Below are 17,022 nucleotides of genomic sequence, written 5' to 3'. Positions count from 1 at the left end.
GTTTGAAATCCTAAATACCACCAAATCTCAATATAAACTTGGCCAACTCATTGCTGAACTAACCTTTAGGGCACGTAAATACCTGAAGCTACACTTTTTAACAGTCTGTACATTTGATTGCAAAGAATTCGTTGCAAAATATGAAGTTATCGCTAATGATAAATGTATTATTTGTTGATTTTTCGACTGATTAAAGACGTTAAATTCAAAGTAGATAAGGAAGGCCTCATTGGCTATGTTAGCTCATATGAAAACACATATTTTCTCTTTAATTCTATTGACTTTAACGTTGAGTTTTTCCGTATTTTCAGAGCCTTCAGTTAACAAAGACCTCACATGTATCGACTGTCATGCTCAACAGGCCGAAGCCTGGAAAGATTCACATCATTTTCATTCGATGGCGGCAATTGATACGCCAACAAACTTGGCCGATTTTACCCTTCAGCCTATGGTTCTTGAGGGCGATAACGTTCATTTCTATAAGAAAGGTAGCCAGTATTTCGTCAATATGCCTGGCTTGGATGGCAAGCAAATCGATATAGAAATAACTCATACTTTTGGCTACGAGCCATTGCAGCAGTTTATTTTTCATACAGGTAATGGCAAGTACCAATTTATTCCCTATGCTTGGGATTCACGTTCAAAAGAAGCGGGTGGACAACGTTGGTACCACTTATATCCAGACTTTGATGCGGCAGATGAGTTTCACTGGAGTCAAATGGGTCAAAATTGGAACCAAAATTGTGCCGATTGTCATAGTACGAATTTCAAAAAGGGATTTGATGTTGAGACGATGTCGTATAATTCAACATATGATGCGATCAATGTCAGCTGTACAGCATGTCATCAAGGAACAGAAGACCATTTGAAGTGGACTAAAAATCAAACGCAAAAGGTAAAACACTTCGGTTTTAGCCAATCAATTCAAGCTAAGCATCCTATTTTTTATGAAAATGAATCTGGACTATTGGTGCCTGTTGATCGAGCAAAAGACACTAAACAAGTGGAAGTCTGTGCGCAATGTCACTCTCGACGTGCGCAGCTAAGTGATCATGAAGAAAATGGCGCGTTTTTTGACCATTATGTGCCAGCTACACTAACGAATGCACTTTATCATGCTGATGGCCAAATTTATGACGAAGTTTACGTATATGGGTCTTTTACTCAAAGTAAGATGTACAAAGCAGGGGTAACTTGCAGCAACTGTCACGACCCACACACAACAAAACTAAAGATGCCAGGTAATGTCACGTGTACTCAATGTCACAGTGCGCCAAAATATGATACGCCTAAACATCATCAACACCAAGCTGAGTCAACTGGTGCACAATGTGTAAATTGTCACATGCCATCAACTCGTTATATGGGAGTGGATGATAGACGCGATCACTCTTTTAAAATACCTAGACCAGATTTAAGTGTGAGATTAGGAACGCCAAATGCTTGCCAAGATTGCCATGCAAACGTCAGTGATGCTGAACATGCAAAACAGCTAAAGCTTTGGTTTCCTGATTCTAAATATCGAGCGAAAAAAGGCTTTGCGCATGCCTTTGAACAAGCTGATAAAGGCTCTCTGACGATAACACCAGAGTTGGTGCAAATTGCTAATGATCCTGAAAACACTGGAATTGTTCGAGCCTCAGCTATTTCGCGTATTCAAGGCGCTCAGAATAACCAAGATTTAATTACCTTTTTAGGTAAACAATTAGCAAGCGATGATCCCATTGTTGTTATTGAAGCAATAAGAGCAACGAGCCAGCTTAGGCCGATTAATCGGGCATTAAAAGTTATTCCTGTGCTCGATCACCCAAATCGCTCAGTACGGATGACTGCGGGGAGGGCGCTTGCAACGAATCTTGCTGATCCAACATTTAAAGGTGAGCGTCGAGAGAAGCTACAAAGCGCGGTAGATGAATATATTGAAGCTCAGCAATATCAGGCCGACAGAGGCTCTGCCCAAACGAATTTAGGGCAGGTTTATATGATGATGCGCGAGTTTGAGAAAGCAGAAGCCGCATACAAGCAGTCGATTCGCGTTGAAAACATCTTTATGCCCGCATATATTTATTTGGCAGACCTTTATCGTCAACAGCAGCGTGAAGGCGAGGCGGAAAAGGTATTACTTGATGCGATTAATGTAAACCCCGAATCTTCAGATATCTACTATCAATTGGCGTTAGTGAAAGTACGTCAACGAGATAGAATAAAAGCTGTTGATTATTTTGACGTTGCGATTAAATATAACGATAAAAATCCAAGAGCGTTTTATACACGTGGTGTTTTGCATCAAGAAAACGGTGAGAAGGAGAAGGCCAAACAAGATTATGCAATGGCCTACAAGCTTCAGCCACAAAGCCCCGATTATTTATATACCTTAACGGTAATTCTGATTGAATTAAAAGAATATGACTCGGCGTTGTTTCATGCGCAAAAGCTAGGGCAATTGTTGCCAAATAATCCACAAGTTCAGCAATTGATTGCGCATATTCGCAGCATGATGTAACCCATAATCATTCTATTAGCTAAGGAAGAACCACGCTACTTAAGCGTGGTTTTTTGTTGAGTCACCAAAAAAGCGTCAGCGGATTCACCCAGCCCTGTATTTTGCAAATGTAATTAAAAGTATTTATGTAACTCAGTGTTAACAATGTTTACTTGTGATTTACATACTCTCTAGCCCTTTGTGTATCTAGTGTTCGCCAAGTGTATGCGGCTAAATCATTGCAATAACAGGGATTTAACGTGTCAAAAATAGGTATTTGGGTAACACAATACGATTAGAAAATTAACACTCTTTAACAGTAAAACCTTTGAACGTTTGTAAAACTGAACATGATTTAAATGAGTTCACAATTTGATTTACAACATCCCATTGGAGGTTTTTATGCAAGTAAAAACATTAGTAAAGAGCATCGCTGTATCGTTAACTTTAGCTACGGTTGCAGCTCCTGCATTAGCAACGACAGATACGTCTCGCCCAAACGTTTTAGCAATTTGGGGTGATGATATCGGCCAAGATAACCTTAGTGCATATACTATGGGCCAAGCGGGTCACTTCACACCAAATATTGACCGAATTGCAAAAGAGGGTGCAATCTTCACTGACTATTACGGTGAAAACTCGTGCACTGCAGGGCGCGCTGCTTTTATCTTTGGTCAACATCCAATGCGTACTGGCTTGACAAAAGTCGGCTTACCTGGTGCCAAAGAAGGTGCAATGGTTGATGACGTAACTATTGCGGGTTTGTTAAAAGAAAAAGGTTATGTTACTGGTCAATTTGGTAAAAACCATTTTGGTGACCAGGATTCTCACTTACCAACTAACCATGGTTTCGATGAGTTCTACGGTAATTTATATCACTTAAATGCCGAAGAAGAGCCTGAAAATGAGGACTACAACAAGTTCATGACGCCGGAGCAGGTTAAGCAATTTAGCCCTCGCGGTGTGATTCATTCATTTGCAGACGGCCGTCTCGAAGATACGGGCCCATTGACGAAAAAACGTATGGAAACTGCTGATGAAGAGTTTTTATCTCACGCATTGAAATTTATTGATAAAGCACATAAACAAGACAAGCCATTCTTTGTTTGGTGGAATGCCTCACGCATGCATGTTTGGACTCACTTAAAAGATGAATCTAAAGGAATCTCTAAGCGTGGCGGCTTATACGGTGACGGTCTAGTCGAACATGATGGTCACGTCGGTGTATTGCTAGATAAGTTAGATGATCTAGGTATTGCTGATAATACTATTGTTATGTACTCAACAGACAATGGTGCTGAAAAATTCACTTGGCCTGATGGCGGCACAAACCGTTACAAAGGTGAGAAAAACACAACATGGGAAGGTGGCTTCCGTGTACCAGCAATGGTTCGTTGGCCAGGTAAAATCCCAGCAGGCCAAGTTGTGAACGAAATTGCAGCTCATAATGACTGGATGCCAACGATCTTAGCTGCTACGGGTGACGATAAAATCACAGAACGCTTAGCAAAAGGTACGACGATTAATGGTCGTGATTATAAAGTTAAGCTTGATGGTTATAACTTACTGCCTGCGTTAATGAAAGGTAAAAATACTACTGCAGACGACAATTCAGACTGGCCACGTAAACAATACGTTTATGCGACAGATAGCGGTGACGTTGCGGGTATCCGTATGGGTGACTGGAAGTTCTTATGGTTAGAGCAAGACTGTGAAGGTATGAGTGTCTGGTTCTGCCAATTAGAAAAACGTCGTGCACCATCGATTACGAATTTACGTCAAGACCCATACGAAATTGCAGCTGATGAATCTGGCTCATATGAAGTATGGTGGGCAAACCGTATGTATATGATGGCACCAGCAGCTACAGAGGTTATTAAGTTTTTAAGAACGTTCGAAGAATACCCTCCGTCACAAGTTCCTGGTGACTGGACGTTTGATACCGTAGTTCAGCAGTTAGGTATTTGGGAAAACGCAACAAACAAATAGAAAATTGCGAATAGAAAGCAAGAGCGTACCAACGCTCTTGCTTTATGCAACAAGTAGGGACGTTGTTAGTTACTTTTATACAAGCCCATATGGAAATAATCACATTAATAAAAACGCGAATGGATTTGTATAAAACTACGCTGACATCGTAAGAAAAGCGATTGAATTTAGTGCTTTTATTTTGGCCTTCTGCTAGGTTGATAGATAGACCTTTAGCGCTAAATAACTCCTTGATGAAGCTTTTCATCAAGTAATCAACGGACTAGAAGAAGAGATATTATGACCACGCTACTTGAACAAATTAAAGCTCTGCAAACAGAGGTTAATCATTCAGTTTTAGGCCAGGAAAAGCTAGTTAACGCTCTTACAATCGCTTTATTGACCAACGGCAATGTGCTACTTGAAGGTTTACCGGGGACGGCAAAAACACGCTCGATTCGGACGCTATCGCAAGTGCTTGCAGCTGATCTTGGACGTATCCAATTTACACCTGATCTATTGCCCTCTGATGTCACGGGCACCGAGGTATATCAAGAGGTAGAAGGTAAGCCAACCTTAACCTTTAAAGAAGGTCCTATATTTAACAATTTAGTGCTGGCGGATGAAATCAACCGAGCACCAGCAAAAGTGCAAGCAGCCTTATTAGAAGCTATGGAAGAGCGCCAGGTCACGGTGATGGGAAAGAGCTATAAGCTGCCTCCATTATTTATGGTTTTAGCGACTCAAAATCCAATCGAGCAAGAAGGCACTTACCCTTTACCTGAGGCGCAAATGGACCGTTTTGCGATGAAGATTAACCTTGACTACCCAGATGATGACGCGGAGTTATCAATTATTCGATTGGTTCGTGGTGAAGAAGCAGCGGAAAAACAAGACTCAGTTAAAGTCAATCAAGACGTTATTTTTCAAGCGCGGGAAATTGTCTCAAATATGCATATTTCCGAGGATGTAGAAAAGTATATCGTGTCAATCATTATGGCAACCCGAAAACCAGAACGATATGAGCAAGGCCCTCTGAAAGATTGGATTGCTGTCGGAGCCAGTCCTCGTGCAACGATTACGCTTGATAAGTGCGCCCGTGCTCAAGCTTGGTTAAATGGTAAAGATTATGTTGATCCAGATGATGTTCGCGCTATTGTTGCAGACGTGTTGCGTCACCGAATTGCGTTAAGTTATGAGGCGCAAGCAGATGGTGTAACAACCGACGATGTAATCACTGAAATCATAAAACAAGTTGCTGTGATTTAAGAGCGAGGCTCCAAATGAATGAGCAAGCTTTAGATGAAAGAATTTATACATCGTTAAAACATTTAATGCGCTTGAAACATCATGCGCATGGTTTTAGCTTTCTGCCAAGACAGCCAGTAAAAAGTGTGTTGATGGGACGCAAGCGTTCATCAATTCGTGGACGCGGTTTAGATTTTGTCGAACTTAGAGACTATCGCCCGGGCGATGATATACGTTCAATGGATTGGCGTGTTACAAATCGAATGCGTAAGCCATATGTCCGCATATACGCAGAAGAGAAGGATAGGCCTGTGATGATTATTGTTGACCAACGCAGAGGGATGTTCTTTGGTAGTCAATGGAAAATGAAGTCTGTTATCGCTGCCGAATTGGCCGCGCTAACGGCTTGGAAAGCACTTGAAGATGGCGATCGGATTGGCTTTATATTTTTGGGTGACGAGCGCTTCGTTGAGTGTCCTCCTACAAGAAGCCGAGCGAAAATCCAACAATATATGGCATTGCTCGCCAAGTTCAATCAAAAGCTTCGCGCAAACGCTGAAGTTAATGCATCTAACTTATCCATGCCTGAATTGTTAACAAAGACTGAAAAGCTCATAACGCATGATTACTTGGTGATTGTTATCTCTGATTTTAATGATAGGCAATCTCGGGTGCTAGAGAGCCTATCTAAGATAACCGAACACAACGATATTATTGTCTATTACATTGCAGACTCTTTAGAGCATGATATCGGTAAACTACAGGATATAGTCGTTGGTGACGGTGAGTTTCAAATGCAAATTGACTCAAAAGATAGCAAGTTAATTAAAGACTACAACACCTTCACTAAACAGGCTGTGTCGAGGATTCATAAAACCTTTGCCAAACATAATATCCCTATGTTGAGTTTTAATACTGAAGACGATGTTGCAAAGCAAATACGTCAACATTTGGGAGCAGTATGATGGCTAATGAAACCGTGCCTGTAGAAATGCCATTTGGTAACTATGCGTTAGAGGGCATTTCTGAGATTTTATTACCTGACCCATTGCCATTATTGCCACTAGCACCAGGGTGGAAGTATGTGTTCATTACTGTATTTATTTGGCTGTCGTATTTAACAATAAAGCGTGTAATTTATTGGCAAAATAACCGTTACCGCAAACAAGCAAAAATGCAACTTGACCATATTGCAAGTCAAGGCCCAAGTCAGCATGGTCTGAGTATGATTGCTCAGTTGCTAAAAGGTACGTCGCTTTATGTTTTTAGTCGAGAAGTCGTTGCTGCGGAAACGGGTGATGCATGGTTTGACTTACTTAACTCTCACTCTAAGCAACACATTTTTGGTGAAAACACACGTTATTTGCTTGGTGCAGCGCTATACCAGCGTAATGAAATCGTTTGTGATGAAAAGCAATGGCAAGGTCTTGTTGCCCAGGTCGTTAAATGGATTGATGTTCATCCATACACTGGCGTTAGGCCAATAGTAAAAACGATGCGATTATCTCAGTGGTTACAGATGAGAGGGCAAAAGGATGATTGAAATTGTTTACCCTTACTTATTGTTGCTATTGCCATTGCCATTATTAGTTCGTCTGTTGCCCGACTATAAACAGCAAACCCATATGGTAACCGTACCGTTTTTTAAATATTTGATAGATGTATCTTGCGAAAAACCACAAAATGGTGCTGAAGTTGTCAAGCCCAGTAAGCTACAACGTTTTGTCTTGATTGCAACCTGGTGTTTATTGGTTGTTGCCGCGACTAAGCCACAGTTATTAGGCGAGCCAATTGAGCAAACAAAAACTGGGCGAGACCTAATGGTTGCTGTTGATTCATCAGGTTCAATGAGCGCAACAGATTTCGAAATTACCCCAGGCGAAAAAGTTGATCGATTAACAACCGTTAAATCAGTGTTACAAGAACTCGCGACTCAGCGAAACAAAGATCGCCTTGGGCTTATTATCTTTGGTTCATCTGCCTATTTACAAATGCCATTTAGTGAAGATCACCAAACTTGGTTAACACTCTTAAATGAATTACAAATTGGTATGGCAGGCCCAAGCACGGTGATAGGTGACGCTGTTGGTTTAGCAATAAAACATTTTGAAGAAAGTGATACCGAAAATCGTGTTTTGATTATCTTAACAGACGGCAATGACTCAGGAAGTAAAGTCCCCCCAGTCGATGCGTCTAAAGTAGCCAAAGCCTATGGAGTAAAAATATATACCATTGCTATTGGTGATCCACAAACAGTAGGCGAGCAAAAGCTAGATACAGAGACTTTAGCCCGAATGGCTGAAATAACAGGTGGTGGATACTTCCAAGCATTAGATACACAGCAACTAGCTGATGCTTATAAAGCCATTGCGAACATTGAAAAACAAGAGTTTTCATCGATTAGTTTTAGGCCCAAGCAAAGCCTACATCATGTGTTCATTGGTAGTGCACTGTTATTGAATTTATTCATGGTGTTTTATTTGAGTATGCGACGAAACTCACAGGTGGAGCATTAAGATGTTAAGTTCCTTGTTTTCTGATCAATTTTTCCAACAGTTTCACTTTTTGCGTCCGTGGTGGGGGCTGTTATTTATCGTGCTTGGATGTTTAATCTGGAAAAACAGCCAGAGCCAAAAGAAAAAGGCAAATGATAACCAAGCATTTGCACCCCATATCTACGATGAATTGATTGCTAATAAAGAGGCAGATAAGAAATTTAACCCAAAAACAGTTGCTTGGGGTCTTTTGTTTACCATTATTATCACGATGATGGGGCCAAGTTGGCAACGACAACCATCGCCTTTTCTTGAAGATGCTTCGGTATTATTTGTTATTCTTGATACCAGTGAATCAATGACGACGGAAGATATTCAACCATCAAGAATCGAACGAGCTAAACACAAAATTGAAGATTTGCTGACTCAACGTGATAGCGGATATACGAGCTTAATTGTATATGCCGGCACTGCACATACTGTGCTACCGCTGACCAATGATAAAGATATTCTGATTAACTATTTATCGGGTGTTACACCAGAAATCATGCCAAAAACAGGCAAATTTGCTGACAATGCGCTTCGTATTATTGAACAGGTACCTATAGACGAAAAAACGCCGGCAACCGTATTGCTAATTTCGGATGGCGTAACAGTCGATGATCAAACGGCATTTGTTGAGTTCTTCAATCAGTATCCCTATCAGCTTCTGGTCTATGGTGTTGGCTTGAATCAACAAGAGCAGGATGCTCAAGGTATTAGTTTTGCGACATTAGATGAAAAATCATTGCAAAACCTTGTCAGTCAAACTGGTGGCTTCTACCAAAAGGTCACTGTTGATAAAAGCGACGTCGAAACATTAGTAAGTAAAACCAAAAACTTTTTTGTGGTAGCCGATGAAAAGCATGCTCCGTGGATCGACGGAGGTTACTGGCTTGTTTTCCCGGTAATGTTGTTTTATCTGCTCTGGTTTAGAAAAGGGTGGAGTATCCGCTGGAGTAGCTTTGTGTTTGTTTTTATGTTGGCGCTACCATCAAGTCCAACGTACGCGATGGAAAGTGATCTGATTAGCCAATGGGTAACGCCTAATCAACAAGGTCAATGGTATTTTCATACAAAACAATACGGCAAAGCGGCTAGGGCGTTTGAAGATACGCATTGGAAAGCAACTTCCTATTATTTGAATGAAGAGTGGGAGTTAGCTGCACAGTATTTCTCACGATTAAAAACTAAAGAAGCACGTTTTGGTTTGGCAAATTCCTATGCCCATAATGAAAGTTACTGGGAAGCTGAAGACGTTTATCTAGCGCTACTTGATGAATATCCTAATTGGTCCGAAGTGGCTAATAACCTTAAGTTAGTTCAAGAAATCATTTTGGCAAAAGACCTGATGAGTCAATCTCAAAAACAGGAAAAAAATGAACGTTCTGAAGAAGCTGATAATGAGAAGTTTAAGAAGTCAAAAGGTCGGAAAGAGAAAACGAATCAACGTAAACAAGAAGTAAAACAATACAGTGCCGACGACATTCTCAACGATCCAGCGTTAAATGAAATGTGGATGAAAAATGTTCAAAAAGACCCTGCAGAGTTTTTAGCAAATAAGTTTCAAATACAAATTAATAATAAGGAGAAATAAATGAGTAATTTAATTCGCCTTACATGTCTTTTACTTCTTATCTTTGTTGCACCTGTGGGATATGCGACCACATTAGAAGAGTTGGTTGAACGAGGTGAAGTTAAACTAGAAATTACCATTGCCGATGAAGGAGAGTATGTCGTCGGCCAAGAGCTTACAGCTAATATTGAGTTTGCTACCCAAACATGGTTCAAGGGTGCAAACAAGTTTACGTTACCTGAAGTTGGAAACGCTGTTGTTGTGCAGCGAGATAGCTTTGGTACAAACGAGACACGCCGAAGCAACGGTGTTAGTTGGGTAGTACAGCACAAACGTTTTTCAATTTTCCCTCAAGGTGATGGTCAATTCGAGATACCAGCAATAAAAGTTCGCATGAAAGTGTTTGTGCCAGGTATAGGTGACGTTGAAGGAGAAGTGTATACGAAACCGCTGACCTTTAGGGTCAATCAGCCTGCGGAATTGATACATGTAAAACAATGGTGGGCTGCAAAGTCGTTAGCGATAACTGAGTCATGGAATAAAGATTTTGAAAACCTTAAGCCCGGCTATTCGATAAAGCGAACGATTACGATAGAGGCGGACGGTGTGTTGGCCATGATGTTACCAGAAATCAATCATCCAGCAATTCCGGGGCTAGCTCATTATGTTAAAACGCCTCAGTTAATCGACGATAATACTCGTGGTAATAAACTAGGAAAGCGGATTCAGGAGATTGATTATGTTGTTGAAGAAAGTGGTGAAGTCACGATACCGTCAACCGAACTTATATGGTTTAACGTTGATAGCCAACAAGTAGAATATGCAAAACTTGAAAAGCGTATCATTCAAATAGGTGAGTTATCGCCTCAAGAGAAGATGTTGAAATTCGCTAAACAAGTGGCGCACAATTGGCGAGAAATAGCATTTGCTATTCTATGTTTCATTGCGATTGTCTATTTATGGCGTAAAGCCTCTGCAAAACGCGTGAAACCAAGATATCAATCTAATCAGGTAAAACGTCAATTAGCTAGTGCAAGCAGGAGCAGTAATGCACGTCGTTTCATAAGGTGGGCGTACGTTTATTTGGACTGGTTTGCAAAGCCAAATGAGATTAATCAAATGCGTATTGGTGAGCATGAAAGTAACGGCCGATTAAATGATAGTTTTGATAGTATTTTCGGCCAATCATCAAAACCCGTAAATTTATCGGGTGCGCTCAAGTCGATATTTAGCCGACAAAAGTCTAGCAAATCAAAATCTAGTGATATTGATTTATCAATGAATCCAAAAAAGTAAAACCTGAGTTGTTTTTTGAAGTGTTATGTGTGCAAAGTGCGTTTTATCATTTTTATTGATGGGCAAAAAAGTATCAAAATAACGGCTTTTTCACCGATTTGATTACTTTGTCAGCAGTTGGACAGTAAAATGCAATTTTATTAAAAATTTTACTTTACAAAGCGGCATAGGCTCATTACTATGCTCACCGTTTTAGGGCAACCTATAAACATTTGGTGAGATGGCTGAGTGGTCGAAAGCACCGGTCTTGAAAACCGGCATACGTTTGTAGCGTATCTAGGGTTCAAATCCCTATCTCACCGCCATATTAAAAGAAAGGCAGCTCTTATGAGTTGCCTTTTTTGCTTTCTAAGCCCTGTGTTTACTGGCTTTTTAGAGTTGACGTAAAAATACTCTAAAACCAGTTCTGGCAAGTTTTACTCATTACCAATGAGTAAGATTTGAGTAAATTCATGACTCCAGAATGAGTAAACACACATGCTAACAACTTCTCAGATTAAGCGCGTTAAAACCCCTTCCAAACTAACTCGTCATTTAGATGCTGATGGTCTGTATCTTGAAGTATCACCTAAAGGCTCTAAAAGTTGGCGATACCGTTACAAAAACTACGATGGTAAGTGGACAATGAAGTCACTAGGTCAGTTCCCTCTTGTGTCACTTGAAGAGGCTAGAGAACTGCGTGATGATCTTAAAAACCTTGCTCAATATAAAGCAGTGCCATTTGAACTAGCAGCCTGTGAGTGGCTTGAGTACAAAGATTACGCTAGTTCTAAGAACAAGCAGCTCGTTAAGCGCAGAATTGAAAGCTACCTTCTTCCTAAGCTAGGTGATATGTTGTTAAGCCATATCAAGCCAAGGGACATTCTACCTATTCTCAAGCAAATCGAGGTAAGAGGACACCTTGAACTAGCCAGACGTGTTCAGAACATCACAAGTCAAATCTTTAAATTTGGGGTACAGAACTTGTACTGTGAGGCTAACCCTGCCGAGCCATTACAAGGCTGTACTAAAAAGCCTAAAGTCCAACACATGGCAGCGATAACGGAGCAGAATGCGTTTGCTAACCTTCTGAGAACTATTGATCATGCAGAGCACCTGATGCCTTCTGTTAAGCTTTGCCTTCAAGTTGCACCACATGTTTTTCTTAGGAGTGAGTCTATTCGCATGGCTAAACCTGAGCATGTCGACTTTGATCGTAAGCTTTGGATAATCCCTAAAGACAAGATGGGGAGAGAGCACTGGATACCGCTAACAGATCCTATTCTAAAACTCTTGAAACTAGCAGTATCACAGTCTGATGGTAATTATCTGTTTAATGGTTCGAGACCAAATAGACCGCTTAGTGAAAGTACATTAAATGTTGCTTTGAGGTCTCTTGGCTTCGATAAAAACACCCATGTTTTTCATGGCTTTCGCTCTAGTTTCTCAACCCTAGCTAGGGAGCATTGTAGGCTTGATGGTGATCTTGTTGAACTTCAGCTAGGTCACATTGAAGGTAACAAGGTTAAGGCTGCCTATGATCGTTCTATGAGGCTTGAGGAGCGCAGGGAACTAATGGAACAATGGTCTTTATATATACAAAGCTTAAAATGAGCTTTCTTTTCTTATAAACCATCGTAAACTGTCAGTAAAAAAGGAAGCTGGCAAATGAACACTGAACTAGAAGCAGCAATAAGATATATAAAACATCGTGGCTTTGATGTTAGTCGCCCTGACACTGAATATGCTGCTCTTTCAGAGTTAAGCCAGAGAACAATTAAGCGTAATAGAGCAGGGGTAGAACAATACTTCAAACAAGCACTTGCTCCTACAGCCCAAGAGCTGTCTGTGATGGATGACAAGGTTGTTAACTATCTATTGGCTAATGCTCAACTAAACAGCTTTAGAGATCTTTTAGGTGTATTGTGTGGCTATTTACTTGTTTATTGTAATAAAGGATTGAAGGGAATATCTAAATGCTCCCAAGTTAATCACCTAGGTCAGAAGTATTTAGATATATTACTGCAAGTTTTATCTCGTAAGGATTATTCCGCAGGGGTACCAATTCACAGCAATAGTAGTGCATTACGATACTTAAAGAAATTAGATCAGACACATAACTTCTTTGATAAGTACTTCACTATGAGTAAGGGCTATTATGCAGGAGCGTCTAGTAAGCGCTATAAACCGACAAAGCAGTCAGAAGGGCTGAAAACAGAACTAGGAAAAATGCTTACAAAGGACTTAAGTAAGTATGTCCATCTAGTGGGTAAACATATGAGAGGTGTTACCCCATTATCTTACTATAAACGGCTAAACAATCAGGGAACTCAGGTCAGTAATCCGGTACTCACACCTTCCAGTCCTAAGTTTATACCTATGAAGTACAAGGCACCCTACATATGTTTACCATGTAAGTGGACATTTTCAGATGATGGAAGTGCTTTGCTATTAAATGTTAACCAGCTAACTAAGTTGTCATTACCATCCTTGTTGCATGTTATGAGCATTGCGAAGTTAGGTTTAGGTAAGGGTACAATAGTTGTACCATTAAAGAACCTGTCCACCACTAATCCTGATTACGGCAGGCATTACAATATATTCACTAGATTACGGAGTGTTGAGCGTAAAGCTCTCGGCTATATCAACTACGATATCTGTGGTGGCATTCAGATAATTTCATTTGGTATTTTATTCAAATATTCATCTCATCTATACCAGACAACTGACGATCTTATACAAGCTTATCCAATGATATTTAAGTATGGCTGGCAACCTGACTATAAAGACAACCTAAGGAAGCAGCTGAGTGTAGAGTTAGGTATCGGTAGGTCTGAGGTTAAAGAATTACTGACAGCATATGCTAATGGCAGCAATAAGAAAGTTGGTGAAAACCTGTTATTAGCGCAGTTTAAGGAAGAGTCTAACCGTTTACGTAAAGAAGTTATTTCTGCCATTGAGGTTAATGACTCTGAGGTTAGAAAACTAGCTGTATCTCAATCAAAGCATGACTTCCCAGAGGATTTCGATTGGGAGAGTACTGATGACGATGATGCTATTGCAAGGGAGAAATCTAGCGTCTATTTCTTCATATGGACGTATTATGAGAAGCAGATACGTGATGCCATGCTATCAGTAGTCGATGACGGTATACCCGTCCATGATGCCGTATATAGTAAGCAGAAACTTCCTTTTAAGGACTTTGAAGATGCTATTCTGGAACAGACAGGATTTGAGGTTAAAGTAAGTAACTAAAGGTACGTTTTGTGTACCTTTGCTACAGGGTGTACTCAGGATAATTATCAGTGAACCATTCCTGTATGAACTTACATAATGCTTTGGCTTCGGGTTTTCTGTAAGTTGGGTAACATGATACCCCTTCGACAATTTTCGAACGAAAAACGTCTACAATATTGGCATGTTCTTCATTTGTAAGAACTAAAATTTCTTGCCTAGCGTCACAGTAGTATTTTATGTATTCTGCTATGTGAATGAACTTATTTAGTACGGAACCGTAACTGGTACGATAGTTGTATCTAGGGCGATAATTATCTTCAGTAAACTGCACCATGTTACTAAATACAGTAGCAGGGATTCGAGGTTTATTCGTGTATACCCTAAATTTAATGACAAATGGCTTGTTATAGAATTCATCGAAAAAGTGTTCTATAGCGATTAAAATGTTTAGTAGTTCATGGCAGTCGCTTCGATAAAGCCCTGAGTTTAAATAGTGGTCATCACGGTTTCTTGTGACTTTAGCAATAATGATATCTGAGTTAAGTGTAAAGTGCCCTCTAGGGGCTTCAGATTTAGTTATTAAGCCTTTTTCTTTTAATTCAGAGATACCTCGCTTCAACTTTTGTTTCTCAGCATCATCCATGTGTGTTCGATCAATTACACCTTCTGAAGAGCCGTCAAATTGGTCGAGTACTGTTAAAAGAGTATGGCGAGCTGAGTCGTTAAGCTCTAGAAGTAATTTTATGTCTTTTATTTCATAACAGGAATGCAGCATATTATTTTTATTCGAGGTACAAATTGTGTACCTAGCTTAGCAGGGGGGAGGGTATATGTCATCCAGAAAGTCCCCGAACCAAAAGTACATAAAAGCACACAGACTGTCATGTAGAAATATGCTCTCATTTATTAGCACAGATATACTTGCATTAGGTCAGTTAAAGACTTAACTAGCCCCCCCTAATTCGAATTGAAGAGGTCTACTGGAAACTAAGCAATAAGTACAGAAAGCAGATAACTAACCTAGTTATATGAAGTACAGCAAAGTACTGATAACGCACCACCAAATAATATCCAAGCTAGGCATTTACAAGGTGTGTTATTAAACTTATACTGCTTTGTAGTTCAATAAGTTACATATAGAACATACGTGTTTATAAAAAGAATAACTTGATAAGGGAATAACAATGAAAATAATAGCTGTAATTTTTCTTACTTTTTTAATAGCAGGATGCTCTAGTGGTTATGGGGTAACCTATGCTACAGATGTAGATGGAGCTCTACTCTACTGTGGTGGGGAAAACAAAGGATTTACACCACAGAGGCTTTATTACGACATTAGCAAAGAAGACAAAAAGCGCGGCAGCTTTCGCTCGGTTGAGTGTGAAGCTAGATGGATTAGTGGTGCTAAAAGAACTTATTCAAATAAGTGGGATTTAAATAAATTTCCTGATGGTGTGATGCAAACAGTAAAACGACCACATACCGAAGGTTATCGTCAAGATGTAGAGTTTGGATTAAAAGTTCAAGCGATGAGAGCTAGACAAGAAGAGATTGACCGAATAAAAGCACAGCAAGCTTTGGCAAATTTGACGAATAATTTAAAAGAACTTAATAATAGCCTTGGCAGTATTCCAACTGTTACACCAATTACAGGTAGTAATTACAATTTAAATGTTCTCCCAGCTCCTAATGGCTATGAAAAAACACAAGTGCCTATGAGCACTGTAGGTGTACTCAGAAATAGTAGTATCACTAATGGTTACAAGCTTTGCGAGTATAGCAACGGTAGAGCCATTCGACTAAATATGAAAGAGCAATGTCCCATGACATTGAACCCCTAAATACGGTGTTACTTTAACGTACAACAAGTTGAGCTTCAGCTGGATTAATATCGTACTAAATTTCAGACGTATGTTGTTATTCACAGCTAGCTCAATGCATACACCAAAGTACAAATGTCATGCTGAAATTCTTTCAATTTTCTACAGCCAAAGTACTTACATTGATGATAACTACACAGTTCCTATCCCCCTAGTTCATATTAATGCAGACATGAAAACTAGGGTATTAAGTACAGTGAATACGTAGCTTCTCAAGTTATTTAGCGTACAAAAGCATACAACTAACTCGCTTCGCTTGTTGGATACCTGCACAAGTACAATGTGAAATTGCACTTGTTCGCTATCTCTATTTATGTTTCAGTTAATGTTTATTTATGGGGTTTTGAAACAGTTTTTCTGTAAAAGATGAGTAAAATCATGAGTATGTTGTTATACTATACTCATACACAGAGTTTAGCTTTGATGGCTGAGTGGTCGAAAGCACCGGTCTTGAAAACCGGCATGGGTTTGTAGCCCATCTAGGGTTCAAATCCCTATCTCACCGCCATATTGATAAGAAAATGGGCACCTTATAGGTGCCCATTTTTGTTTATGACATTTCTCTAGATAATTTTATCTTAGAACCTAAAACTTCTACCTCCTTACATTTTCTAACCAATCGAACTAGCTTGGATTTACTTCTGTTCGTTAAGCCTTGTGTAAATGCATCTACTTCTCGGTTAATCGACATTAGGCGCCGTTTATGAAGTTCGTAATGAAACTTCAAAAAAGATGAAATCAATGTTTCGTGCGATGAATGCCTTTGTTATTAGCACCGGCTCGAGCTTTAATTTTAAAACTAATGTAAAAAGAAGTGCTTAG

At 39.8% G+C, this 17,022-nt stretch carries 12 protein-coding genes and 2 tRNA genes; 13 read left to right on the top strand and 1 reads right to left on the bottom strand.

Annotation, left to right across the window (positions count from 1 at the left end; genetic code table 11):
* Positions 1–235: 235 nt before the first annotated feature.
* The 11 genes from QQK05_RS08835 to QQK05_RS08785 all read left to right on the top strand — a co-directional run bounded on the left by QQK05_RS08835 (position 236) and on the right by QQK05_RS08785 (position 14,338).
* Entirely contained in the window at positions 236–2,503 is a 2,268-nt protein-coding gene (locus QQK05_RS08835; protein WP_284298073.1) for a multiheme c-type cytochrome, read from the top strand.
* Between the two features lie 381 nt (positions 2,504–2,884).
* Positions 2,885–4,471: an arylsulfatase gene (locus QQK05_RS08830; protein WP_284297697.1), complete on the top strand. Its 1,587-nt coding sequence runs from the start codon at positions 2,885–2,887 to the stop codon at positions 4,469–4,471.
* 279 nt (positions 4,472–4,750) lie between these two features.
* Positions 4,751–5,719, top strand: coding sequence for an AAA family ATPase (locus QQK05_RS08825; RefSeq protein WP_284297695.1), 969 nt, complete (start codon positions 4,751–4,753; stop codon positions 5,717–5,719).
* Positions 5,720–5,733: 14 nt separating this feature from the next.
* Positions 5,734–6,663: a DUF58 domain-containing protein gene (locus tag QQK05_RS08820; RefSeq protein ID WP_284297693.1), complete on the top strand. Its 930-nt coding sequence runs from the start codon at positions 5,734–5,736 to the stop codon at positions 6,661–6,663.
* Positions 6,660–7,241, top strand: a complete 582-nt coding sequence (locus tag QQK05_RS08815; RefSeq protein WP_284297691.1) for a DUF4381 domain-containing protein — start codon at positions 6,660–6,662, stop codon at positions 7,239–7,241. Before QQK05_RS08820 ends, QQK05_RS08815 begins: the two co-directional genes overlap by 4 nt.
* The gene (locus tag QQK05_RS08810) at positions 7,234–8,214 is read left to right on the top strand and encodes a vWA domain-containing protein (RefSeq protein ID WP_284297688.1); all 981 of its coding nucleotides are present in this window, start codon (positions 7,234–7,236) and stop codon (positions 8,212–8,214) included. The genes QQK05_RS08815 and QQK05_RS08810 overlap by 8 nt, the downstream gene beginning before the upstream one ends.
* Position 8,215: 1 nt before the next feature.
* Complete coding sequence (locus QQK05_RS08805) at positions 8,216–9,829, top strand: vWA domain-containing protein (protein WP_284297687.1); 1,614 nt, start codon at positions 8,216–8,218, stop codon at positions 9,827–9,829.
* The gene (locus tag QQK05_RS08800) at positions 9,830–11,104 is read left to right on the top strand and encodes a hypothetical protein (RefSeq protein ID WP_284297685.1); all 1,275 of its coding nucleotides are present in this window, start codon (positions 9,830–9,832) and stop codon (positions 11,102–11,104) included.
* Positions 11,105–11,318: 214 nt separating this feature from the next.
* Positions 11,319–11,409, top strand: a tRNA-Ser gene (locus QQK05_RS08795).
* Positions 11,410–11,581: 172 nt separating this feature from the next.
* The gene (locus QQK05_RS08790; RefSeq protein ID WP_284297683.1) at positions 11,582–12,697 is read left to right on the top strand and encodes a tyrosine-type recombinase/integrase; all 1,116 of its coding nucleotides are present in this window, start codon (positions 11,582–11,584) and stop codon (positions 12,695–12,697) included.
* A gap of 54 nt (positions 12,698–12,751) precedes the next feature.
* Positions 12,752–14,338, top strand: a complete 1,587-nt coding sequence (locus QQK05_RS08785; RefSeq protein ID WP_284297681.1) for a hypothetical protein — start codon at positions 12,752–12,754, stop codon at positions 14,336–14,338.
* Positions 14,339–14,360: 22 nt separating this feature from the next.
* Here the strand turns inward: QQK05_RS08785 and QQK05_RS08780 are convergent, their stop codons facing one another.
* The gene (locus QQK05_RS08780) at positions 14,361–15,095 is read right to left on the bottom strand and encodes a hypothetical protein (RefSeq protein WP_284297679.1); all 735 of its coding nucleotides are present in this window, start codon (positions 15,093–15,095) and stop codon (positions 14,361–14,363) included.
* Positions 15,096–15,504: 409 nt separating this feature from the next.
* Between QQK05_RS08780 and QQK05_RS08775 the strand changes: the two genes are divergently transcribed.
* Both QQK05_RS08775 and QQK05_RS08770 read left to right on the top strand, forming a co-directional pair.
* On the top strand, positions 15,505–16,161 hold the full coding sequence (locus QQK05_RS08775; protein ID WP_284297677.1) for a hypothetical protein: 657 nt from the start codon (positions 15,505–15,507) through the stop codon (positions 16,159–16,161).
* 462 nt (positions 16,162–16,623) lie between these two features.
* Positions 16,624–16,708, top strand: a tRNA-Ser gene (locus QQK05_RS08770).
* Positions 16,709–17,022 lie beyond the last annotated feature (314 nt).

Source organism: Thalassotalea loyana, assembly GCF_030161435.1.
GTDB lineage: Bacteria > Pseudomonadota > Gammaproteobacteria > Enterobacterales > Alteromonadaceae > Thalassotalea_G > Thalassotalea_G loyana.
This window is presented reverse-complemented; position numbering and strand designations above follow the sequence as displayed.

Coding starts and splice junctions, on each gene's coding strand:
- QQK05_RS08835 (WP_284298073.1), top strand. CDS start 236: ATGTTAGCTCATATGAAAACACATATTTTCTCTTTAATTCTATTGACT.
- QQK05_RS08830 (WP_284297697.1), top strand. CDS start 2,885: ATGCAAGTAAAAACATTAGTAAAGAGCATCGCTGTATCGTTAACTTTA.
- QQK05_RS08825 (WP_284297695.1), top strand. CDS start 4,751: ATGACCACGCTACTTGAACAAATTAAAGCTCTGCAAACAGAGGTTAAT.
- QQK05_RS08820 (WP_284297693.1), top strand. CDS start 5,734: ATGAATGAGCAAGCTTTAGATGAAAGAATTTATACATCGTTAAAACAT.
- QQK05_RS08815 (WP_284297691.1), top strand. CDS start 6,660: ATGATGGCTAATGAAACCGTGCCTGTAGAAATGCCATTTGGTAACTAT.
- QQK05_RS08810 (WP_284297688.1), top strand. CDS start 7,234: ATGATTGAAATTGTTTACCCTTACTTATTGTTGCTATTGCCATTGCCA.
- QQK05_RS08805 (WP_284297687.1), top strand. CDS start 8,216: ATGTTAAGTTCCTTGTTTTCTGATCAATTTTTCCAACAGTTTCACTTT.
- QQK05_RS08800 (WP_284297685.1), top strand. CDS start 9,830: ATGAGTAATTTAATTCGCCTTACATGTCTTTTACTTCTTATCTTTGTT.
- QQK05_RS08790 (WP_284297683.1), top strand. CDS start 11,582: ATGCTAACAACTTCTCAGATTAAGCGCGTTAAAACCCCTTCCAAACTA.
- QQK05_RS08785 (WP_284297681.1), top strand. CDS start 12,752: ATGAACACTGAACTAGAAGCAGCAATAAGATATATAAAACATCGTGGC.
- QQK05_RS08780 (WP_284297679.1), bottom strand. CDS start 15,095: ATGCTGCATTCCTGTTATGAAATAAAAGACATAAAATTACTTCTAGAG.
- QQK05_RS08775 (WP_284297677.1), top strand. CDS start 15,505: ATGAAAATAATAGCTGTAATTTTTCTTACTTTTTTAATAGCAGGATGC.